Raw genomic sequence first — 23,080 nt, 5'->3', positions numbered from 1 at the left:
TCCCAGCTTCAACTACAAATTGTCCTTGAAATCATCTGCGAAAAAGTATATAACTAAATTAAGTTGTTATTATAAACTAACAAAACAATAATAACTATCTAACAAAATGAAGATTGCTAATTTTTCTATTTTTGTGTGTAAAGTGAGGATTCTCGATGATGTTAAACAACGAATACATTGCAGGCGTAACCTGGGGTTTCTCGGGTAGACGTGGTTCATGGACAACAGAAGAAGCTGAGTGTTCGCTGGAATTAATGTCCTCTGTCACCGGAGCGAACTGGACGGCCATTGCGCTCAGCGCGCTTCAAGCTACCGCTCATTCTACGGAAATTCCCTACTGGGAGGCTCCAACCGTTAGCGACGAAGAAGTGAAATGGGCTATCAGCAAAGCGAAGTCACTGCAGCTAAAAGTATGCCTGAAGCCGATTGTTAATTGTGCTGACGGAACTTGGCGTGCCCATATTAACTTTTTTGATAAGGATGTCCCTTGCGAGCCTAAATGGTCTGAGTGGTTCAGCTCTTATACTAAATTTATTCTGCACTATGCCGCTATCGCTGAGGAAACAGGCTGTGAAATGTTCTGTATTGGCTGTGAGCTTGTACAGACGGATAGACGCGAAGCCGAATGGCGTTCGCTTATTGCTGAGGTGCGGAAGGTCTACTCAGGTATTCTTACTTATAATTGCGATAAGTATCAGGAGGATAACGTAACCTGGTGGGATGCGCTCGATGTGATTTCTTCAAGTGGGTATTATCCAGCTAGTGATTGGGAGGCTCAGCTCGACCGGATTGAGCAAGTGGTGCGCTCACAGAATAAGCCGTTCTTTTTCATGGAAGCGGGTTGCCCAAGCCGGAGCGGAAGCGCCGCGATTCCCAATGATTGGACTTTAAAGGGCGAACCAAGTCAAGAAGAACAAAGTAAATTCTATCAGGCAATGTTTCAAGGCTGTGAGCACAGAGATTGGGTTCAGGGCTTTATGCTCTGGGATTGGCCTACTCATCTTTATCCAATTAAAGAAGCAGCACAGAATGATGATTACTGTATGTACGGTAAGCAAGCCGCTGGGATCATCAACGAATATTTCACCTCAAAAATCACCAAATAATGTGAGGAGTGACTGATTACAATGATTAATTCACCAGAATTATGGTTGACCCAACTTGAGGATGAGCTGCAGGATAATATTCTTAGTTTTTGGATGAAACAGACGAAGGACGAAGTGAACGGCGGTTTTATAGGTGAAATCGACAATCAGCTGAACATTACTCCTAACGCAGAGAAAAGCCTTGTGCTTAATGCCCGGATTCTTTGGTCCTTTGCGAGCGCTTACCGGATCTACGGTAAACCGGAATATCTGGCGATGGCAGAACGTGCTTATACCTATCTGATGGAACACTTCATTGATAAAGAGTATGGCGGATTATACTGGATGGTGGATGCTAAGGGCAGACCTTCTCAAGAGAAAAAGCAGATCTATGGCCAATCCTTTGCTATCTACGCACTGGCTGAATTCTACCATGCGACCGGACGTCCAGAGGTCTTAGAGGATGCGATTCAATTATTCCAGCTAGTTGAGAAATACGGCTATGATTCTATTTATAAAGGTTATGTCGAAGCTTTATCACGGGAATGGCAAATCACTGATAACCTCAGTCTCAGCAGCAAGGATATGAATGAAAAAAAATCTATGAATACCCATCTGCATGTTCTGGAAGCGTATACCGGTCTCTATCGAGTATGGAAGTCGGAGGAACTAAAGAGCACGCTAACTGAGCTAATCGAAACGATGCTGGATCATATCATTGATCAGGAAGGCCAGCATTTTCATCTTTTCTTAGATGAGGCATGGAATGTGAAATCAGATATTATCTCCTACGGACATGACATCGAAGGAAGCTGGCTGCTGGTGGAAGCTGCTGAAACCCTTGGAGAAGAGCAGCTGCTGCAGCGTGTGCGAACAGTCGCTGTCTCCATGGCAGAAGCCGTTCTTGCGGAAGGTATTGATAGCGATGGAGGGATATGGAATGAAGCTGACCCAAGCGGGCTGCTGAGCAAAGATAAAGATTGGTGGCCGCAAGCTGAGGCGGTTGTTGGATTCTATAATGCTTATCAGCTGACTGGTAACAGCAAATTTAATGAGGCTGCCCAAGCCTCCTGGACTTTTATCGATAAATACATGGTGGATCACAAGCTGGGTGAATGGTACTGGGGCGTGGACGAGAACCTTCAGCCCCTGCCTCACGGATCAAAGGTTAGCGCCTGGAAATGTCCTTATCATAACAGCAGAGCCTGCTTCGAAATGATCGCACGACTGAAATCAACTATAAAGGAGACTGTCTAATGTCATCATTATTCCAAGAACGCAAACAACAATTAACAGAACGTTATGAAGCCCTGATCGCTCGCAAGAACGAAAAGCTTCCTTATGGAAACGGTATTTATGACCGATATGCTCATCCACTGCTTACTGCTGAGCATGCGCCCTTAATCTGGCGTTATGATTTTAACCCAGATACCAACCCTTATTTTGCCGAAAGAATTGGCGTCAACGGCGTCTTCAACCCGGGTGCTATTGCACTGAATGGCAAATTCTATCTTGTTGCTCGCGTGGAAGGCAATGACCGCAAATCTTTTTTCGCTGTAGCAGAAAGCGACAATGGCGTGGACGGCTTCCGCTTCTGGGATCATCCAGTTGTGCTGCCGGAGACAGAAGTTCCTGATATCAACGTCTACGACATGCGCCTCGTTAGCCATGAAGATGGCTGGATCTACGGCCTCTTCTGTACAGAACGCAAAGATCCAGAAGCCCCACAGGGTGACCTTTCTAGCGCAGTAGCACAGTGTGGTATTGTTCGCACCAAAGATCTGAAGACCTGGGAACGTCTGGCGGATCTCAAAACAGGCTCTGCTCAGCAGCGTAATGTCGTGCTACACCCTGAATTTGTAGATGGAAAATACGCTTTCTACACTCGCCCACAAGATGGCTTTATCGATGCAGGTTCCGGTGGCGGTATTGGCTGGGGACTCTCGGATACAATTGAAGATGCCGTAATTACCAGCGAGACTATCATGGACGAACGCTACTACCATACCATCAAGGAAGTTAAAAATGGCCAAGGTCCAGCTCCAATCAAAACTGCAAAAGGCTGGCTGCATATTGCTCATGGTGTACGCAACACAGCTGCTGGACTCCGATACGTGCTATATGCTTTCTTGTCTGACCTGGATGAGCCAAACAAAGTTACTCATTCACCTGGCGGTCATTTCATCGCACCAGACGGTGAAGAACGTGTCGGCGATGTCTCCAATGTCGTGTTCTGTAATGGCGTGATTGCACTTGATAACGGTGAAATCTATATTTACTACGCCTCCTCCGACACTCGTATCCATGTGGCTACAACTACCGTTGACCAAATGTTAGATTATGTGCTGAACACTCCAGAGGATCCCCTTCGCTCTTATGCTTGTGTACAGCAACGTATTGCTCTTATTGATCGTAATTTAGCATTGTAAAAAAAGTTCATAAACCCTAAAAATCAACAGAGCAGCGATTCTCCTATATTAGGAGGATCGCTGCTCTGCGTTTTGATCATTCACTGTTTGCTTCAAGCGAATATCAATCATCTAGAGTAACTTAAGGACTCAGATGACGCTATTCACATGTATTTAGCCTTCAAAGTAAGTTTTCGGACTCCAGGGGCGCTATTCCCTGAAAAGAGTCCCATTTGGGGCGTTTTCTAGGCCGATAGCTGCGCTGGAGTCCGTTAGCATTGTAAATATCGGATAATACTGCATATAGGGTCTGCTGTGTCCGTTAGCAGGTTAATATGCGTATTTGATTGCGTATTTGATTGTGGTTTTAATTGCGTATTTGATAGTATTTGCCGTTTGCCTTTTCGACACAAAAAGCCTTTTACATGACGCACATCCATACTTTTCAGCCCATTCATGAGTAATTCCTATAGATTAAGCTCAAAATAGGTCAGTAACCCCTAACTCCAAGGAGGCTGAGATATTAATGTTCAAACGTATGGATGAAATCATGATTGAGATTCCTGAAGTTGAGAAGCCCGATCCCAATGCTGCTGCCGCTGTTCAGGAATTACTTGGCGGAAAGTTCGGAGAAATGTCGACCCTTAACAATTACCTCTTTCAATCCTTTAATTTCCGTTCAAAAGACAAACTGAAGCCTTTTTATGATTTGGTGATGAGCATAACAGCGGAAGAGCTTGGCCATGTCGAGCTGGTTTCGCATGCCATCAACAAATGTCTTCGAGGGTCAACAAGTTATAAAGAGCCCGATTCCACCCCTCTAGGGTCCGCAAAAGATGCGCGTCTATCCTATCACTTTCTGGCTGGTGCACAAGGGGCTATGCCTTTTGATTCAACGGGGAACCCGTGGACCGGAGCAAACGTCTTTAATAGCGGCAACCTAGTGGAAGATCTGCTACATAACTTCTTCCTCGAATGCGGAGCCAGAACACATAAAATGAAGGTCTACGAAATGACAGACCATCCAGCTGCACGCGCTGTAGTCGGATTCCTTTTAGTCCGTGGTGGTGTCCACGTGGTCGCTTATGCCAAAGCCATTGAAGTGGCAACAGGTGTTAATGTAACTAAGCTCGTACCGATTCCTTCGTTAAATAATAAATCATTCAGTGAAGCAAAAAAATATGAAGAAAAAGGCGTGCATACCAAGCTATACACCTGGAGTGAAAGTGACTTCGGCGCCATCGATCAGATTTGGAAGGGAACCCACCCAGAGGATAATCTTCCGCTTGAAGTTATTCAAGGATCCCCTAAAGGCTTTCCGATCCCCGTTGCTCCGGCAGTCGAAGAGGAATTCGCTCCCGGAATCTCCCCCGAAGACTTTAAAGAAATTGCCAAACGCCTCAAAATGGCTGGAAATATTACAGACTAATATTCATAGTGAATCTGGTGAGGAAGTTACCTACAATCTTCCTTACCCTAGATTCACTTTTTTTAATTGTACAAACTGCGGAACTCCTCTTCAAGCATGGACATCAGAATCATGTTATGAAACTCTTCGTCTACATAAAGAGCATCCCGCTCCACACCGTCGCGTTGAAAACCAAGCTTCTCATAGACATGAACGGCTCTGGGGTTAAAAGTATATACGCCGAGATGGATGCGATGCAGCTTCAAAGTTTCAAAGCCATATCGTAGCATTTGAATCATAGCTTCAGTACCGTAACCTTTACCCCGATGTTCATGCCCACAAATGCCGATCCGGATATTTGCACTACGATTGTCCGGATCTATTTCATTTAGTACCACTTCTCCAATGAGCTCACCCGTGTCCTTTACTATAATCATAAGATCCACACGATCCTCGGCTGGAACACCAATCTTACGAATCCAAGCTGCCGTCTGCTCACGGGAGAAATCTCCTTGTGATCCTGTTAATTGCCCCATCTCAACATCAAGCAAAAATTTATAATAAGCCTCCAGATCGGATGCTTGCACACCGCGTAGTTGAATCTGTTCGCCATCAATCTTTGGGATGGCAACTGGTTCTGTCATAACTAAATTCCCCCTTACTCAAGCAAAACTAGAATCCATGGCTTTTATATACTTTTTAGATCAACATAGTTCTAGTCTCGCGGCTTATCCACGGAATCACGATGTACAATATCCGCTGCAATAAGAATTTTCTCAAGCGGTGCAGAAGGATTATGAATACGGCTCAGAAGTTTCTCCACTGCGGCTCGGCCCATCGCTTCTTTAGGAACATGAACAGTTGTAAGCGGTGGAACGCCTCTTAAGGCATCCTCAATATTATCAAAGCCTGTAACTGAGATATCCTCCGGAATATTAAACCCTTCTTCCTTGAGGATGTCACTGACCGAAAGGGCTGTGGAGTCGTTAGCGCAAACCAAGGCTGTCGGGAGTGTTTTGGCTTTTTTACGCTTATTCACCCAGTTTTTAAAATCCTCCTGAAATAAGTCTTCCTCCACCCCTTCCAGAAAAAGATTCGCATCATCTTCCAAAGGCAGTCTTATTCCGCTCTCCTCCAGCGCACTCCGGAAGCCAATCCACCGATCGCGGAAACTGCGTGAGAATCCAATATTGCCGATAAAATGCATTTGGGTATGGCCTGTGCCCATCAAATGATTTGTAAGCCGAGCCATAGAATCCACATTATTCGCAAACACGGTATCACTTGGAATTAGCGGATCTTCATGGTCAATCAACACCATCGGCAAACCAATACGGTGTACCTCAAGCAGCAAGGAAGTAGAGATTTGGCCCACACCTATCAAACCAAGGATTCCATTGGGATTCAAAATATTAACGAAATTATCCGCACGGTTCTCGGAGATAATGACCATCCCAAGCCCTTCCTGATCCAGCGCAATCGCAATACCATCCACAATTTTTCCCCAATACAAAGAATCCTGCGTCTGAGAACGAATATTCGGCATTAACACCAGCACGGATTGCTTATTCCGATCCCCGCCACCTACCGGGGGGGTGCGTTTTATGCCTTGGACAAAAGCATTTTTCTGCGTAAAATAACCCAGCTGCGATGCCGCTTGAATCACTCGTTCTCTTGTCGTCTCATTAACGCCGCCCTTACCCGAAAGTGACTTGGAGACAACGAATTTGGATACGCCGAGATGATCAGCGATTTTTTGCATGGTGACCTTTTTAGCCATATATAACCCTCCAGAGAATGTCATCAAATTTATGTAGTACTAACTTTAAGGCTGAGAAGTTTGTGGTGCTCCTGCCCGCGCTTCCTTCCATTTTGCATTTAATTCGTCAAAAGCCTTTTGTAAATCAGGCGCAGCCAGTAACTCCTGAATATAATCCCCGGACCAAAAGGACAGCTTGGCTCTATTCGCCAGCTCGATGAACGCATCACTTTGTACAGTAGCATCGAGTAGCTTAGGCTTATAAGATAAAAACTCACGGTACTGCGACATAGAGGGATTCAAGCTTCCATCTGCCGGAAGGAATCCCCAATCATCTCGATAGGAAGTCTCCTTCACAAAAAAACTCAACCACGCCATAGCAAGCTCTTTGTTCTTGGTATATTTACTAACCCCCATGAACCAATCTGGATTGATCGGCGCATAATGAGCGCTGCCATTATCATACGGAAACGGGAAGAATCCAATATCATCCGGGGCAGCCCCCACATCAAGGACTTGTCCAATCGTCCAATTTCCCAGTAAATACATCCCTGCTTGACCTTTAGCTAGCTTAGTCTTCGATATCTCCCAATTGTTCGAGAATAGTTCATCTTCAACATAGCCTTTACCAATTAAGGTTCGAGCAATGGAAATTGATTTCCCCCACTCATTATCAAGCTGCCACGGACTATCCTCATTTACCATATTATTTAGATACTCTGGATTGCCTGTCATATAGTTAACCAGACTGTTCCCCCATTCACGTAAAGGCCAAACGGCTCCATAATTCATATATAGGGGGATAATACCCGCTTGTTTTAATTTCGCACAAGCTTCGTAGAATTCATCCAGCGTCTTAGGAACAGTAGCTATTCCTGCTTTTTCGAATGCCTTTTTATTATAGACAATCCCAACCGTAGTAGTCCCCGTGGACAGCCCATATCGTTTCCCGTTATACGTAGCAAAAGAGGTGAACCTCTCACTAGCGGCGGTTTCTTCATCCAGCGGCTCGAAAAAATAATCCAGCTCCTTTGACGGAAGATTCACCGGAAGCAACAGTACATCACCGGCATCTTTCGTGGATAGCCGTACCAGAATATCCGTTGCATAATTGGACAAACCTTCAAATTCCACATTGGCTTCGGGGTATCTCTGTTTAAATTGGTCCGCGTATCCTTGAAAAGTTCCGTTCTCAATCAGATCTATTCGATTGGTCATCATGACTATGGTGCCGGACAAGTCAGACTTCACCTCGTCTCCAACTGGAGGCGGAGTGGATTCCGTCTGCTTATTGTTATTGGCACAGCTACTACTCAATAACACTAAGAGAAGTAACAGTATGGTCCGCATAGTCCATTCTAATTTCAACCCCTTCAACGGACAGCCCCCTCTTATTTCGTTACTCAGGTAAGCTAATTAATTCCTGCTCCAGTAATGGCAGCGACAAAATAACATCGGTCCCTCGTCCAAGCTCACTATATACCTGGATCCCAAATGCCGCTCCATAATGAAGACGCACTCGCTGCTGTACATTTTTCATGCCTATCCCCCCGTTAATGCTTTTCTTAGGAGGACTTTCGTTCTGCAGCCCATCATTCAATTTCTCCAAAGTCTTCTCATCCATTCCGATCCCGTCGTCTTTAATATGAAACAACAGCATTTGCTCTGTAATCTCGCAGCGGATGCTTAAATGCATTTGCGGCTTATTATCATCTAAGCCATGGTAAGCTGCATTCTCAATGATAGGCTGGAAGACCAGCTTGATAATAGAGTAATTATCTAACGACTTCGGCACATCGATATCCAGTAAAAAACGGTTAGGATAACGATAGTTCAGCAGCTCGACGTAATTACGCACATACCCAAGCTCTTGCTTCAATGTCGTATTGCCACTCAGATCACTTGTACTGTACCGTAGCAGTTTGCCCAGAATAGAGATCATATCCGCAGCTTCGACATCATCATTCAGCTCGGCGGTCATTCGGATGGACTCCAGTGTGTTATAGATAAAATGAGGATTGATTTGACTCTGCAGCGCATGAAGCTCTGCTTCCTTTTTCTGTTCTTCTATGCGGTAAATATCCTGAATTAGCTGCCTGATTCGGGCTAACATACGATTAAATTGATGCCCCAGCAGACCAATTTCGTCACGCCGTTTAACTCTGAACATCACATCCAGATCGCCGCCCTGAACTTTTTTCATCAATTGAATCATTTGAGTCAGCGATTTAGTAAGGGCAACGGAAAGAATAATCGAAATAATTAACGCTAGTACTATGATACTTAATGTAGCAGCAAGTGTTGTATTACGGGTCAGCTTCACATCACGCATCAGTACATCAACAGGAATAGAGATAATTACCTTCCAATTGGTTTTGGTAGAGCCAGAGTAAATATTCAACCGCTCTTTTCCGTTGACTGTATCATAAAAGCTTCCAGAAATGCCTCCAACTCTTTTGAACAAGTCTGAATCAGAAATATCTGTGGCCAGCAGCTTCTTGTCGCTGTCGTAGATGACCATTCCCTTCTCATCCACAATCAACGACTTCCCATGGGTGACTTTATCCAGCTCCGTAACTTGATTCTCCAAATTGCTAATATTCGCTTCAACCGCAATCAGCCCGATTGGATTTAACAAGCCATCCACGATTTTGCGAACAACGGTAAAAGCATATCGGGTGCTCTGCAGATTACTTGTATACGCTTGAGTACCGAACAATAATGCTTCTCCGCTGGAATCCTTAGTCTGCTGGCTCCAGTATTTATAGCTTTGCTCGAGATCGAGTCGTACGCCACCATCCTTCGCAGAATAATAACCATTTCCGTAAGCGTCAAAAATATAAACCGAGTTCGCACCTCGCTTAATATTGTTAATAAACGAAATGTTGCCCTCTATCCCCCGTTGAATGGACAACAGAAGATCAAAATCACCGGGCGACAAAGCAGCACTCCCAGTTGCGCCTCCCATAATCTTTTTCTGCTCATGGTAGTTGTTCGAACGTATTAAATTCTGTTTGATATCATTCACATAGGCGGGCATAGATGAAATACGCTTCATATCTTCGATATAATCGTCTACTCCATCCATCATTTGATCGATTAATTTCTCAGAATAAGCAATGGTGTTCCCCTGAATAGATTCTGAGTAGCTCTTGAAGGTAAATACACTGATGAAGGATAGCGGGAGGGTAATGATAATTAAAAAGACGAGGAGCAGCTTGCGTTCCATGCTCATGTCCCCGATAACGGACCACCAGCCAGAGATGCGTCTACCTTTCATTTGGTCCTTCTCCTTAATACTTTTTACCTAACTTGTTATTAAATTATAACAAATACCTAACAAAGTTATTATACGGTGTAGTTCTTCATTACACAACAACAAACCGCCTCTTCATGTTGAAGAAGCGGTTTTGTTAGGTAAACAATTTAGAAATTAGTGATGAATCCACTCATTTTATAGTGAATAATGACAGCTTGTCCTTCAATTGACCTGAAGCACTTTCCAGCTTGCCAGATAATGAAACGAGTTGATCACTTACATTTTGCTGTTCATTACTGAGTGAAGCTACTTCTTGGGAAGTTGCTGAAGATTGCTCAGCTACGGCGCTAACGTTCCCCATAGCCTCTGACAACACACCTTGCGAATGATTCAGACTGCTGATCGCTGTCGTCACCGATTCCAGGCTTGTTATGAATTCATCCATCTGTCCTTTTACGGACAGGAAGATATCACTTGTACTCTTCACGGAGCTTACTTGTTCTTTAAACAGTGGTGCTACTTCGGATAATACAGCTTCCGTTTCGTTCATTTCCGCCATGATCTTATCCGTAATTCCAGCAACAAGGGCAATAGATTGTTTCGATTGGTCAGCAAGCTGCCGCACTTCACCCGCAACTACCATGAAGCCCTTACCAGCTTCTCCTGCACGAGCGGCTTCTATTGTTGCATTTAACGATAAGATATTCGTCTGTTGCGTGATACTCTTCATCACATCCAACACCTTAATTACGGAGAATACTGTCTCCTTCAGGTGGTTGACACGTTCGACAAGTGCACTTGTTTTTTCTCCAGTGCGGCTAGTCTGATCCAGCAGGTCAGTTAATTGCTTAGCGCCTTGAGCACTAGCTTCACCAACCCCACGTGCTGCTTCATCCATCTCAGTGTTGGCATATATTACAGTCTGCATTTGCGTAGCAATCACATCTGTTAGCTCATTACCTCGTTCAGCTTCAAGCGCCAGACTGCCTGCCCCACCGGCAATTTCTTCCGTAGCGGCTGCGATTTCCTTCGCAGAAATAGCTGTCTTCCGTGAGGCTTCACCAAGCTCACCAGCGGTCTCCAGCACATCCCGAGCGGTTTCTGTCGTTTGCGATACAAGCTCAGTAATACGCTCCATCATCACGTTAAAGGAAGCTGATAGCTGGCCAATTTCATCTTTAGAAACATATTCTGTACGTACACTTAGATCACCACCTGCACCTTGTACCATAAGATCCTTCAAGCGTGCTAGAGGGCGAGCAATCATACGCACCATCCAGATCCCGATTACTATGGCTAGCAGAGCCGCACCAGCAGCCGCAATAAAAGTAGTCAACAGAATCGGACGTGCTTCTTTTACTAGCTCATCTGTTGGGACTACCCCTGCCAACTTCCAATCCGCCCGGATCATTGGATTAAAGACGGCAAGGATCTCTTTCCCGTTTGTATCCTTCTCATCCAAACTTTTGTTATCCTTTTTACTTGCCTGAATAAAAGCGAACTCTGAAGGTTTACCATCGTCTTTTGAATCCGAAGAAGCTACTACGGTTCCATCAGGAGTGACAAGTTGAATTCGAGAGCCATCTCCCAGCTGTACACTTGCGAATGATTCCTCCAGCAATGTATTCTTCAACACAAGGATGACTATGTATCCTGTACCTGAGCCCAGGGTTTTGAGAGATCTTGCCATAGCAATATTTTTGTCTCCATCACCTTGAACAGCTGTCGAGAACCATATGTTCTTGGCTGCATCACCATCACCTTTAGAATAGTAGGATTCATAAGATGCAGTGTTGTCGACAATCTTCTTATACCATTCTTGTTCTCTTATGTTATCTAACTTAATGCCGCCACTGCCACTTGTAACAATATCTTGATCAGGCGACTCCGGGATCAAAGAAACACTAAGAATATTAGAATCCGTTGTAATCTGACTGGATAACTTTTTACTTACTGCGCTTGTAGCTTCAAATTTCTCATAGGAAGATTGTGCAGTCACTAAAGACTTCAAATCTTCTTGCATCTGCGCATCAAAATAAAGCTGTAAAGCCAAGTTCTCGTACTGTTTCAAAGTAATATCTAACTTCTCTGAGGTCTGAATAATAGTCTGACGGTAGGCTTCCGATACGTTGTTCTTAATTGTCTTCTTGGCTTTTGAATAAGATAGCAGTCCAAGTGCCATTACCACAATTACAATTGCACACAAAAATATCAGGAATATCTTCACGCCAACAGATTCCATAGGATTAACTCTTTTGATCTGTCCCCGCAAATCTATCCCATTCTTCAAATTAAACTTAGGTGTCTTAACTGCCCCTTCAATCTTGCTTGTTTCCTTGTTTCCTGTGATCGCCGATTTCTTATTCTTTTTATTCATGCTAAACCTTCTCTCATTATGCTTTTCACTAATACTATCTTGATCAGGATCCCCCATCTTGATCACCTACCCGCTAATATTAGAATACGCATGAAAGCGTTAACCAATATATATATCGGCGTATTAGGTCTTTTTCCTTAGCTTTACGAGACTTTTTTTACAACTTTTAACCTATGTATGTTTAAACATAATAAATAGCTTGCTGCACCTCCTCTCTTGGAGATATTTGTTAATCCCTAATATATATAACTTATTGTTTGCTTTGTCAAAAAGAAAAACAGGGAGGCTCTTGGATGACCAAAGGCTTCCCTGTTTTTTATTAAAACTTCTTCTTACGCATCATATCAAAGTATGCAACCGGTTGATCTACCTTCATGCGAATAGGTTGCAGTGGATGACGGGCGGCATCAAGCGAATTGCCTTTCTCATCCCATATTTCGCCAACCGTTTGCTTGAAGAACGTATCGTTAGGTCCAAAGAATTCTACTTCCTGACCTGGCTTAAAGTGATTGCGCTGTTGAACTAGTGCCGTACCACTTTCAGCATCGTATTCAATTACAAGTCCGGCAAAATCATACGGAGCTGCTTTTTCTTCAGGCTCATAGATATGATCTTCATGATCCGGAGTATCATAGAAGAATCCTGTGTTTAGCGGACGGTTAGCGGCTTTATTAAGCTCATCCAGCCATTCCTGCTTCAATTCATACCCTTCCGGATCTGCCATATAAGCATCAATGGCTTTACGATATGCATTAACGACAGTAGCCACATAGTGGATTGACTTCATTCGTCCTTCGATCTTGAAGCTGTCGATACCCACTTCAATCAGTTCAGGTATACTTTCCAGCATACACAAATCCTTAGAGCCCATGGAGAAGGGATTATCTCCTTGCTGATGCAGTGGAATCTGAGTTACACCTGGAAGCAAAGGAGCTGGAGATTTCGCTTCAGCCTGCTCTTCCTCAGACACCCAAGTCCCTTCCGGACGTGCATCCTCAAACAAATCATATTTCCAGCGGCAAGACTGGCAACAGCCCCCGCGATTGGAATCACGGTCGGTGAAATGGTTGGACAATACACAACGGCCCGAATACGAGGAACACATTGCACCATGGATGAAGCTTTCGATTTCAATGTCGACATGTTTTTTAATCTCAGCGATCTCTTCCAGGCTTGTCTCACGGCCCAAAACAACACGCGGAAGCCCCTCTTCCTTCCAGAAGGACACCGCTTGCCAGTTCAACGTAGACTGCTGTGTACTCAAATGCACTTCAAGACCAGGCACTAACCGGCGTGCTGTATCTACAATGATTGGATCAGCTACGATAATAGCAGCAATCCCAGCTTCATATAAGTTACGCAGGTATTCTTCAATTCCCGCGACATCTTCATTGTGAGCATAAATGTTTGTTGCAACAAATACCTTAGCGCCATATTTCTTGGCGAATTCAACACCTTCGCGCATTTCCTCGAAGCTGAAATTATCTGCGCCGGAACGCAAGCCGTATTGTTGTCCTCCGATATAAACAGCATCCGCACCATAGTGTACTGCGAACTTCAATTTTTCCAAATTACCAGCCGGAGCGAGGAGCTCCGGTTTGTCCAGACGGTAACGTTTGCCCTTATATTGCGGCTTTGTCATGGTTCCCATTCCTGTTCTCCCCTCCATCGCCCACAAAGCTAAGTCACATGCTATAAATGCTGTACCTAATCTTCGTGGGGACCTATAACCTCTTTATTTTTATCAAACTTAATATACTTGCTCTTTATAGAAAAATCCGAAGCTTAACTCCCGTTCAGGGTCCTGCACCGTTCTGATTACATCCATCCATTCCTCATTGAAGGCATAACCTTCCGGATCAGCCGCATAAAGATCTATAGCTTTACGATAAGTCTTCACAACCGTTACATTATACGCTATCGATTTCAAGAGTCCCTCAATCTTAAGGCTGTGTATACCTGCAGCCATCAGAATATGCAGATCCTCCAAAATACAAATATCATCCGAGCTCATAATATGAGTGCCGTTCTCGTCTTCATAAATCGGGAATTTCTGGTCATCTCGTTCTTCCTCAATCAGAAATAGTCCGCGTTCCTTCCCGAGACTTCCTCCATCACTAGGACGGCCTTGATGTGACATATAGCTTTCAACAAGCTTCCGCTTGGAATGGTATATATTGGTCATTCCATGAACCTGCACCTGTGCCTCAATCTCCAAAAGCGGAACCATTTCCGTCATTTCATCCATATTCAGCTCACGGGCCAGCACAACGCGAGAAGCCCCCTTGCGTCCCCAATAATTCGCTGTCGCATAGTTGGTGGAAGTCATTTCCGCATTCCAGTGCAGCTTCATTGCTGGCGCTTCTTTCTTCACAGTGGTTAACACTGCTGGATCCCCGAATTCAACACCATCAATGCCAAGCTCACCTAAAGCCTTCACATAGGCAGGAAGCTCATCCAGCAGACGGTTGGACATCAGCCCACCCAAGCTTGCATACACTTTGCAGCCTCGCGAATGTGCCATTTCTACGACAGTCGCTGTATCCTCCAGAGAGAAATGTCCAGCAAGCCGCATCCCGAAACGGTCATCCCCAATGAGCAACGCATCTGCTCCGGCATCCAGCAGAGCAGCAGCTTCCTCCAAGGACGCTGCCGTCACCAGCAATTCCGGTTTGTTAGTCATGTTGTACCTCCTACTTGTACAGTTATTTCAACCGCACCACTCTTCATTTTAATAGTTTATTTCGATTCTTGCTTACTTTTTTCGATATTGGCTAAATGTTCCTTGTAGGTCTTAGCAAATAAATGGCCCTGTGTACCATCTTTTTTGGTCACATAGAAGTAATATTCAGAAGCTTCTGGTTCGAGTGCCGCTTGAATGGACTCCAGCCCCGGATTACTAATAGGTCCCGGAGGAAGTCCAATATTCTTATACGTATTATATGGACTATCAACTTCCAAATCTTTATACAAAAGTCTTTCCTTCTGCTTATTGAGTAAATATTGAACGGTAGCGTCGATCTCCAGCTTCTGCTCTTTCTTTAGGCGGTTATAAATAACACCAGCCACAAGCGGACGTTCACTATCCACCACAACTTCCCGCTCAACCAGCGAAGCTACGGTCAACAGTTCATGCAGAGACAATCCACGCGTTTCTAGCTTTTGCTGCCAGTTAGGAATCGTATCGAGCTTCTTCTGGAACTGATCCAAAAGCGCTTCTACAACTTCCTGGGGCGTGCTATCTTTGGCCAGTTCATAGGTTTCGGGGAATAAATATCCTTCAAGACGGTGGCGTAGATTCTTATCCTGCGGGATACCCAGAATATCAATCCCCTTCAAACCTGCACCAGTATCCATAATTTCAAGAAAAGTAGCTGCATCCTGATTCCAGGCTTCAGCGAGCTTCTTAGCGATCTGCTCAGCATTATATCCTTCGGGGATAGTAAAGACCACAGTTTCTTCCTTAACTACATCACCTGCATTTAATCTTGCAATGAGTTCATCATAGCTGTCACCGGGCTTAGCGATATAAGTACCTGCTTTGAAGCTAGAGCCTTCTTTAGTCCATTTCAAATATCCCTTAAAAAAAAGACTCTTACGGATAATGCCATTTTGCTCAAGCAGATCAGCAATCTCCGCACTTCCCATGCCCTTCTCTATCGTAAATGTTACAGCAGGACCTGCAGGCTCTACCGGCTGCATCCCGTTCCAAATGTACCATGCGCCCCCACCTCCTGCTGCTACCAGCAAAAGAATAATGATTAACACAGTACGGATTGCGGATTTCAAGTCTGGTTCCTCACTTTCCGACTATAAAGTATAAAAGTGTATTGCCTAAAATTCAATATATATTTCCTTAGATTGATGTATATAGGATATTGCTCGCATTTCAAGCAAAAAGAGCGCGGAATTCTCCGCCCTCTTCCGTGCCCATCATAAATGTAACGTACATGTTTAAGTTTTATTCAGCGCCATCTGCTGGAAAAGTCATCTCATCGTATAGCTCAGAGATGTCTTCCCACTCTTCATCGTCCATAATGCTCTCCAATTCCGGAAGTCCGTCAGAAGAGACAACGATACGCAGGATTTCATACTCCACGTCTTTGCCAGAGCCTTTCAGCACTGCATATCCGCGATCACCGACTTCAAATTCGGCGATAATATCGTAAATGGAAGATTTGCCTTGCTCATCTTCCAGTTCTACAGTTTCTCCGTAGGCTTCTTTAAGCCGTGAAGTCCATACCGCTTGATCAGCGGATATCTCAGTCATTCTCCGATCCTCCGTCCAACTCGTCGACCAGTGTGTTGAAAGTCTCTTCGACAATCGCCCACTCCTCGTCATTATCGATCATGAACAATTGAAGATCGTCGCCTTCTTCCACATAACGGAACGCGTATACCTCATCGGTTTCCTCGTCCTCGGAGTCTAGCGGAACCACCATCATATACTTAGCGTCCGAGCCATCAACCTCAAACTTCATAATGACCTCGAATTCCTCTTCATTACCTTCCTCATCGGGAATATAGATAATTTCCGGTTCTTCCTCTTGGCCAATCTGTTCGTTTGTCATATCCTCGCACCCCTCACCTTTTACTGTTAGCATCCAAAAAATTTTGCAAAATCAGGGCTGCAGCCATTTTATCCACAATCCCCTTGCGTTTCTTCCGGCTGACGTCCCCTTCAATCAGCACCCGCTCTGCGGATACCGTCGTCAGACGCTCATCCCAAAGGTGTACGGGCATTTCTAACTCTTCCCGTAGCTTATCAGCGAACTCTATACAGATTTCGCCCCGGGGTCCTACTGAGCCGTTCATATTCTTCGGTAGACCAACTACAATCTCTCCAATTTCGTGCTCTGCAACAAGTTCACGAATGCGTTCGAACTCATTACCCGTACCTCGGCGCTCAATCGTTTCAAGAGCTTGTGCCGTCCAGCCAAAAACATCACTTGTGGCTACACCGATTCTACGGTCGCCGTAATCTAAACCTAACTTCTTCTTCATTTCGGATTGTCCACCCTGTGATTGACGAGATAGAATCTAACCAGCTCTTCAATCAGCTCATCACGTTCTTTTCTCCGGACCAAACTTCTCGCATTGTTATGGCGCGGAATGTAAGCCGGATCTCCGGAAAGAAGATACCCTACGATCTGATTGATCGGATGATACTCTTTCTCCACCAGTGCATCGTATACTGCTAGCAATATTTCCTGGGGAGAAGCTTCCTTTTCGTCGCCCTTCACATTGAATTTGACCGTTTTGTCCATGGAGTCCATTTGTGACACCTTCCTTCTGCAAAATCGCCTTTTGGGACGGCTTCGCAAAGTTGCTACTGTGCAGCTCGCTTGCTTCCTTTATCATAACATATTCATGCCCCAACGAGGAAATCCTGCCCGTTATTAACGCTTTTTTTGGCATTTTCTCTACAAAAATTATGATATTTTTGGCTTTTAAGCTATTGTCAAGCACAATTATTCATGAATATCTAACATCCTGCTAATAAAGAGTAGCGGTACTGATATCAAACTCTCAGTACCGCTATGTTTTCTCGTAATACGTTTAGTTAGAGAAATGGTTTCGTAATTTTAACTTAGGCTAAGGAAGCTACCAATTCTTCAGCCTTTGCCAATGCTTCGTTTAGCTTAGAAGCATCTTTACCACCGGCTTGCGCCATATCTGGACGCCCACCGCCACCACCGCCGCAAACCGCTGCAATTTCTTTAACGAGTTTACCAGCGTGGAAACCTTTCTTCACCAGGTCTTGCGGTACAGATACTACAAAGTTCACCTTATCATCCATCGCCGCACCTAATACAAGCACTGCATCCGGAAGCTTGGATTTCAATTCATCCGCTGTGGAACGCAAAGCATCCATATTGCCTGCTTGAACAGCAACAGCCAGGAGCTGCGTACCTGCGCCAACTGTCTTCACACTGCTTGTTAGTTCAGCAGCAAAAGTAGCACTCAGCTTGGATTGCAAGGACTCATTCTCACGCGAAAGCTCACGCACCTGGTTATGCAGCGCTTCGATCCGTTTCGGAACGTCATTCAGAGAAGACTTAAGAAGGCCTGCTGATTGTTTGAGCAAATCTAGCTGACTTTCAGTGAACTGGTAAGCGTAACGTCCGGTAACCGCTTCGATGCGGCGCACTCCGGAACCAATGCCACTTTCGCTAAGCAGCTTGAAAATTCCGATTTGCGACGTGTTGGATACATGACAACCACCGCAAAGCTCAAGGCTGTAATCACCCACTTGAACGACACGGACGATATTACCGTATTTTTCACCAAAGAGTGCCATTGCTCCCATTGCTTTAGCTTCATCAATCGGCTTGTTCTCAATCACTACATCTAGACCGCGCCAGATTTGTGCATTTACGCGATGTTCGATATCGCTCAATTCTTCTGGAGTAATCGCTCCAAAATGGGAGAAGTCAAACCGCAAACGAGCACCTTCCACTAAAGATCCCGCTTGATTAACATGCCCGCCAAGAACTTCTTTAAGCGCTTTGTGCAATAAATGGGTAGCTGTGTGGTTCTTCACGATATCTTCACGCTCCGCACGATCCACTTCCGCGCGAACGGATTCGCCCACTTTCAATTCTCCCGCTTCCACAGTTACCAAATGTACGTGTTGGCCGTGTGGAGCTTTAAAGAGTCCTTTTACCTTAGCTGTAACTGAACCCCCAGTAAGCACACCCGTGTCACTTACTTGTCCGCCGCTCTCAGCATAGAACGGTGTTGTATCAAGAATAACTTGGCATTCTGCGCCTTCACCGGCGACATCTACCAATTCATCACCCACAACAATAGCCAGGATTTTCGACTCTGTTACCGAGTCATTATATCCAACAAATTCACTTTTAACCGTCAGGTCTGCTAGTGCGCCTCCCTGGATCTTCATGCTGCCGCCATCATGACGTGCAGCTCTCGCACGGTCCCGTTGCTCCTGCATAGCCGCATCAAAACCTTCTCGGTCTACAGTTAAACCTTGCTCCGCTGCGAAATCTTCGGTCAGGTCAAATGGGAACCCATAAGTATCATATAACTTAAATGCATCGGCTCCAGCAATATTGCTGAGACCCTCTGCTTTTGCTTTAGCACTGATCTCACCCAAAATAGCCAATCCGTCAGACAATGTTTCGTGGAAACGTTCTTCTTCAGTACGAATAATCTTTGCGATATATTCGCGGTTGTCCACAACGGATGGATAGTAGACACCCATAATTTCGCCAACGGTTTCAGTCAGCTCATACAGGAATGGACGATCCAGACCCAAGGTCTTTCCGTACCGAACAGCACGGCGAAGCAAACGGCGGATAATATAACCGCGTCCTTCATTAGAAGGAAGTACTCCATCCCCGACCGCAAAAGTAACGGTACGCACATGGTCAGCGATTACTTTAAGCGCGATATCCTGCTCAACGTTATCTTTATAAGTTACACCCGCGAGCTGTGCTGTCTTTTGAATAATAGGTTGGAACAAATCAGTGTCGAAGTTGGAATCTACATCCTGTAGAATGGATGCAAAACGCTCCAAGCCAGCCCCTGTATCAATGTTTTTATTCGGAAGCGGCGTATAGCTGCCATCCTTGTTATGGTTGAATTGTGAGAACACCAGGTTCCATACTTCTAACCAGCGTTCATTTTCTCCACCTGGATACATTTCCGGATCGCTCATATCACTGCCGTAAGCTTCACCACGGTCATAAAAGATTTCCGAGCAAGGACCGCATGGGCCTTCGCCAATATCCCAGAAATTATCGTCGCCCAGCTTAATGATGCGTTCAGCAGGCAGGCCAACCTTTTCATTCCACAGCTTAAATGCCTCTTCATCCTCTGCGTACACCGTTACGGAAATACGTTCCGGGTCAAAGCCGATCCACTCTTTGCCGGTTAGGAACTCCCAAGCCCATGTGATAGCTTCTTCTTTGAAATAATCGCCGATGGAGAAGTTACCCAGCATCTCGAAAAATGTATGGTGACGGCGTGTCTTACCCACATTCTCGATATCATTGGTACGAATACATTTTTGTGAGTTAGTCAGGCGCGGATTTTCTGGAACCTCCCGGCCATCGAAGTACACTTTCAAAGGTGCCATACCCGCATTAATCCACAGAAGCGAAGGATCGTTGTGAGGAACGAGGGACGCACTTGGTTCAATCTTGTGACCTTTACTTTCAAAAAATTTAAGCCATTTGGAACGAATTTCACTTGCTTTCATCATTTACAGCTCCCGTCTCATCTTTTTACTTCGGCATTTACACCGGAAATTACAAAATACCTAAAAAATAAAAACAAAAAAACGCCCCTGAATAATTCAGGGACGATTAATATCGCGGTACCACCCTGGTTATCGCCTTGACCCCACTAATGGGACAATTGCAGACGATCGCCTTGTCGCGGCTGATAACGGGCGCCCCCGGTGAGCATTGATCTCACACTCCGAAATTAGCTTTCCACCGGCCTGTCTTCAAGGTTCTCACAGCCATTACGAAACGTTTCGTAAAGGAACCTTTTCTCTGATCAAGCCATCCTCCGGTGTACTTCATTTTCATCAACGATTTGTCCGATTTGCATTTTAACATTTCAAGTATAGCCAGTGCCCTTGCTTCTGTCAATCTGGGGATGGGCGAATGTGAAGAATAACACATGATTTTTGTAACAGTAAACTTGGCCTCAAAAAGGATATAGTGAAATCTAAGGTTAATTTGGAATATTTTGTATTGGAAGGACTGCCGTCGATGCTTCACGCCAAGGAGTTCAATCCATCATCGATTTTTGAAGCAAAGCCTACACACTACCTTTTTATAGCGAGCCTCATTTTTATTCATATTATCTGTACTCTTACGGTTAATCTCATCCTTTTTGAGCATGGATATTTAAGTTTTATTGCCAAAAACACAAACCACTGGATCAATGAAACGTTAGCCGCCAATCTAGTTGGGCTTCTCTTAGAAGTAATTATTTTTTTGATTCTGATAGCTAAAGTTTCGCCCCGGGATTTTGGGTTAAAAATAGAAAAATTAAGAGCCGGACTGCTGGGTACCTTTCTGTTTTGGCTCGCTATAAATATAGTAGATTTGTGTATGGTACACCTGAATCACTCAGAGCTAACACTTAACAATGCTATCTTCAGCCATTCAAATTTAGTTTTCGGTGAAATTCTAGGTCAAATCTTCGGAAATGCTTTATTGGAAGAAATCTTATTTCGCGGCTTCCTGCTCGTTCAAATCTATCTATGCTTAAAAAAAATCAACAACAAAACTACACGGATGATCTCTGCAATGCTAATTTCACAATCGATCTTTGCCGCCATACATATCCCAAACCGGATTTACTCAAGATTAGTTGGAATGGAGTTTGTTTATGATTTTATCATGCTTCTAATTCTAGGAATTATATTCGCTCTACTCTATATCTTAACCCGAAATTTAGTTTTCGTGATCGGCGTTCACTCATTAATGAATATTCAGATAGTGTTTTGGAACAGCAATTTCACATATACGGCAACTTTATTATGTGTCTTATTACTGACTTGTCTTTTGCTTTGTATAAAAAGGAAAACATTTCGTGCGCAGCAACGGGCGGATATGGGGCTCTGATAATTAGAACTTTAATTATTCACAAAAAGAAGTTCCCCCTTTAAGCAGGAGGAACTTCTATCACTATTACTATAATGTCTCTATTAATTCGCACCCTCTGCAATAGCTTTATAAGCAGCTAAATCCGTATAAACTTCCGCTTTAAGCGGATTGCGTTTATGCTTGATGATTTTATAGAAATGATAACCAAACACTGCAATATTAGCAGCTAAAGATAATGCACTTACTATCCACAGAGCGGTTTCACTATGAGAGGATTGTACAGAGAACTTTGACTCGCCAACAAACGCCGGGAACGACATCGTAAACATCATCCAAATCGCCAAAGTCTGTGCACGATGCTGCAGCCATGCCCCTTTTTTAAAGAAGAACGCCGGGATGGTACAAGAGATCAACAATGCTGCACCTGCATAGAAGGAATGGTCAGAAACTGCATTATATACATAGGCAAAGTTCCAAATGTCATAAGCAATGATCCAGAACCAAAGCTGGTCAGGCCACAACATATCTTTACTCTTATCTTTACTGATCACAATACCCATCCAACCAGAAATCGTAATAATGTTCAGAATACCTGCGATCCCGTTCATAATGTTCCAAGGACCACCTACCATCATTACGCCATCCACCATACCTTGCAAGCTGTACACTTGGAAATCACGAATAACTGCTTCAAGAATGTTAACTGCAAGGATAATAGCCGGGAACATTAATATATATTTATTTTTGTCCCATCCTTTAACATAACGGATAGCCATAAACCCTATACATCCTGCCAAAGCAGAATATACTTTTACCCAGTGAAACCATGTTCCAGTACTGGAACCTTCTCCTGCCGTATTTGGCCAAACCGCTATGGTAAGAACAATAGGGACAACTATAAAAAGAATGATTGAGAACCACTTGCTCTTCCGTGCGATTTCATTTACAAACATTAATCCTGCTAGTACTACTAACCACATTAGCGCAGAGTACCAGGGAATCGATTCGAATAAAAACATGTTTTACTCCTCCTTGTAGGTTGGTGTATGTAATCTGTGTCTCAGGTCCAATATAGCCCATCCCTCTTTAAACGATCAAATCGCTTAAAACGTTGATTTATCAGTGTTTTTTTAGTTTCATTTCAAGTTGAGTTTACACAACCCTAGCACTAGAATTCGCCAAACTTTCTACCTTTCT

At 44.3% G+C, this 23,080-nt stretch carries 19 protein-coding genes; 5 read left to right on the top strand and 14 right to left on the bottom strand.

The genetic code is table 11. The features are described 5' to 3' along the window. Positions 1–155: 155 nt before the first annotated feature. The 4 genes from MHH46_RS08215 to MHH46_RS08200 all read left to right on the top strand — a co-directional run bounded on the left by MHH46_RS08215 (position 156) and on the right by MHH46_RS08200 (position 4,922). Complete coding sequence (locus MHH46_RS08215) at positions 156–1,106, top strand: glycoside hydrolase family 113 (protein ID WP_076126315.1); 951 nt, start codon at positions 156–158, stop codon at positions 1,104–1,106. Positions 1,107–1,127: 21 nt separating this feature from the next. Next, positions 1,128–2,342: an AGE family epimerase/isomerase gene (locus tag MHH46_RS08210; protein WP_076126313.1), complete on the top strand. Its 1,215-nt coding sequence runs from the start codon at positions 1,128–1,130 to the stop codon at positions 2,340–2,342. Continuing rightward, on the top strand, positions 2,342–3,514 hold the full coding sequence (locus MHH46_RS08205; RefSeq protein ID WP_076126311.1) for a glycosidase: 1,173 nt from the start codon (positions 2,342–2,344) through the stop codon (positions 3,512–3,514). Before MHH46_RS08210 ends, MHH46_RS08205 begins: the two co-directional genes overlap by 1 nt. Positions 3,515–4,019: 505 nt before the next feature. Next, the gene (locus MHH46_RS08200) at positions 4,020–4,922 is read left to right on the top strand and encodes a manganese catalase family protein (protein WP_076126309.1); all 903 of its coding nucleotides are present in this window, start codon (positions 4,020–4,022) and stop codon (positions 4,920–4,922) included. A 62-nt stretch (positions 4,923–4,984) separates the two neighbouring features. Here the strand turns inward: MHH46_RS08200 and MHH46_RS08195 are convergent, their stop codons facing one another. From MHH46_RS08195 to alaS, 13 genes are all read right to left on the bottom strand, one after another. After that, the gene (locus MHH46_RS08195; RefSeq protein WP_076126307.1) at positions 4,985–5,545 is read right to left on the bottom strand and encodes a GNAT family N-acetyltransferase; all 561 of its coding nucleotides are present in this window, start codon (positions 5,543–5,545) and stop codon (positions 4,985–4,987) included. A 71-nt stretch (positions 5,546–5,616) separates the two neighbouring features. Continuing rightward, complete coding sequence (locus MHH46_RS08190) at positions 5,617–6,681, bottom strand: LacI family DNA-binding transcriptional regulator (RefSeq protein WP_076126305.1); 1,065 nt, start codon at positions 6,679–6,681, stop codon at positions 5,617–5,619. A gap of 45 nt (positions 6,682–6,726) precedes the next feature. Continuing rightward, positions 6,727–8,037, bottom strand: coding sequence for an ABC transporter substrate-binding protein (locus MHH46_RS08185; protein ID WP_081387870.1), 1,311 nt, complete (start codon positions 8,035–8,037; stop codon positions 6,727–6,729). A gap of 22 nt (positions 8,038–8,059) precedes the next feature. Next, positions 8,060–9,940: a sensor histidine kinase gene (locus tag MHH46_RS08180; protein WP_076126303.1), complete on the bottom strand. Its 1,881-nt coding sequence runs from the start codon at positions 9,938–9,940 to the stop codon at positions 8,060–8,062. 169 nt (positions 9,941–10,109) lie between these two features. After that, positions 10,110–12,296, bottom strand: coding sequence for a methyl-accepting chemotaxis protein (locus tag MHH46_RS08175; RefSeq protein WP_248547696.1), 2,187 nt, complete (start codon positions 12,294–12,296; stop codon positions 10,110–10,112). A 319-nt stretch (positions 12,297–12,615) separates the two neighbouring features. Further along, positions 12,616–13,947: a U32 family peptidase gene (locus tag MHH46_RS08170; protein WP_036675585.1), complete on the bottom strand. Its 1,332-nt coding sequence runs from the start codon at positions 13,945–13,947 to the stop codon at positions 12,616–12,618. Positions 13,948–14,046: 99 nt separating this feature from the next. Further along, a complete protein-coding gene (locus MHH46_RS08165; RefSeq protein ID WP_076126299.1) occupies positions 14,047–14,979 on the bottom strand; it encodes a peptidase U32 family protein in 933 nt (310 codons plus the stop codon). 56 nt (positions 14,980–15,035) lie between these two features. After that, positions 15,036–16,085, bottom strand: a complete 1,050-nt coding sequence (gene mltG, locus MHH46_RS08160) for an endolytic transglycosylase MltG (RefSeq protein WP_256717210.1) — start codon at positions 16,083–16,085, stop codon at positions 15,036–15,038. A 172-nt stretch (positions 16,086–16,257) separates the two neighbouring features. Further along, positions 16,258–16,566, bottom strand: coding sequence for a DUF1292 domain-containing protein (locus tag MHH46_RS08155; RefSeq protein ID WP_076104918.1), 309 nt, complete (start codon positions 16,564–16,566; stop codon positions 16,258–16,260). Then, on the bottom strand, positions 16,559–16,867 hold the full coding sequence (locus tag MHH46_RS08150) for a DUF1292 domain-containing protein (RefSeq protein ID WP_038569507.1): 309 nt from the start codon (positions 16,865–16,867) through the stop codon (positions 16,559–16,561). The genes MHH46_RS08155 and MHH46_RS08150 overlap by 8 nt, the downstream gene beginning before the upstream one ends. A 13-nt stretch (positions 16,868–16,880) precedes the next feature. Then, complete coding sequence (ruvX, locus tag MHH46_RS08145; RefSeq protein WP_036675598.1) at positions 16,881–17,300, bottom strand: Holliday junction resolvase RuvX; 420 nt, start codon at positions 17,298–17,300, stop codon at positions 16,881–16,883. After that, a complete protein-coding gene (locus MHH46_RS08140) occupies positions 17,297–17,572 on the bottom strand; it encodes an IreB family regulatory phosphoprotein (RefSeq protein WP_036675601.1) in 276 nt (91 codons plus the stop codon). The genes ruvX and MHH46_RS08140 overlap by 4 nt, the downstream gene beginning before the upstream one ends. A gap of 314 nt (positions 17,573–17,886) precedes the next feature. Continuing rightward, a complete protein-coding gene (alaS, locus tag MHH46_RS08135; RefSeq protein WP_076126297.1) occupies positions 17,887–20,520 on the bottom strand; it encodes an alanine--tRNA ligase in 2,634 nt (877 codons plus the stop codon). Between the two features lie 487 nt (positions 20,521–21,007). On the opposite strand from alaS, the gene MHH46_RS08130 reads away from it, so the two are divergent. Continuing rightward, positions 21,008–21,901: a CPBP family intramembrane glutamic endopeptidase gene (locus MHH46_RS08130; RefSeq protein ID WP_405132587.1), complete on the top strand. Its 894-nt coding sequence runs from the start codon at positions 21,008–21,010 to the stop codon at positions 21,899–21,901. 83 nt (positions 21,902–21,984) lie between these two features. Here MHH46_RS08130 and MHH46_RS08125 read toward each other — a convergent pair whose 3' ends face one another. Continuing rightward, positions 21,985–22,902, bottom strand: coding sequence for a DUF5692 family protein (locus MHH46_RS08125; RefSeq protein ID WP_076192878.1), 918 nt, complete (start codon positions 22,900–22,902; stop codon positions 21,985–21,987). Positions 22,903–23,080: the final 178 nt, after the last annotated feature.

It is taken from the genome of Paenibacillus sp. FSL H8-0175 (assembly GCF_045040615.1).
GTDB lineage: Bacteria > Bacillota > Bacilli > Paenibacillales > Paenibacillaceae > Paenibacillus_AQ > Paenibacillus_AQ odorifer.
The sequence above is the reverse complement of the archived record's forward strand: the minus strand, read 5'-3'. Positions and strand labels throughout refer to the sequence as shown.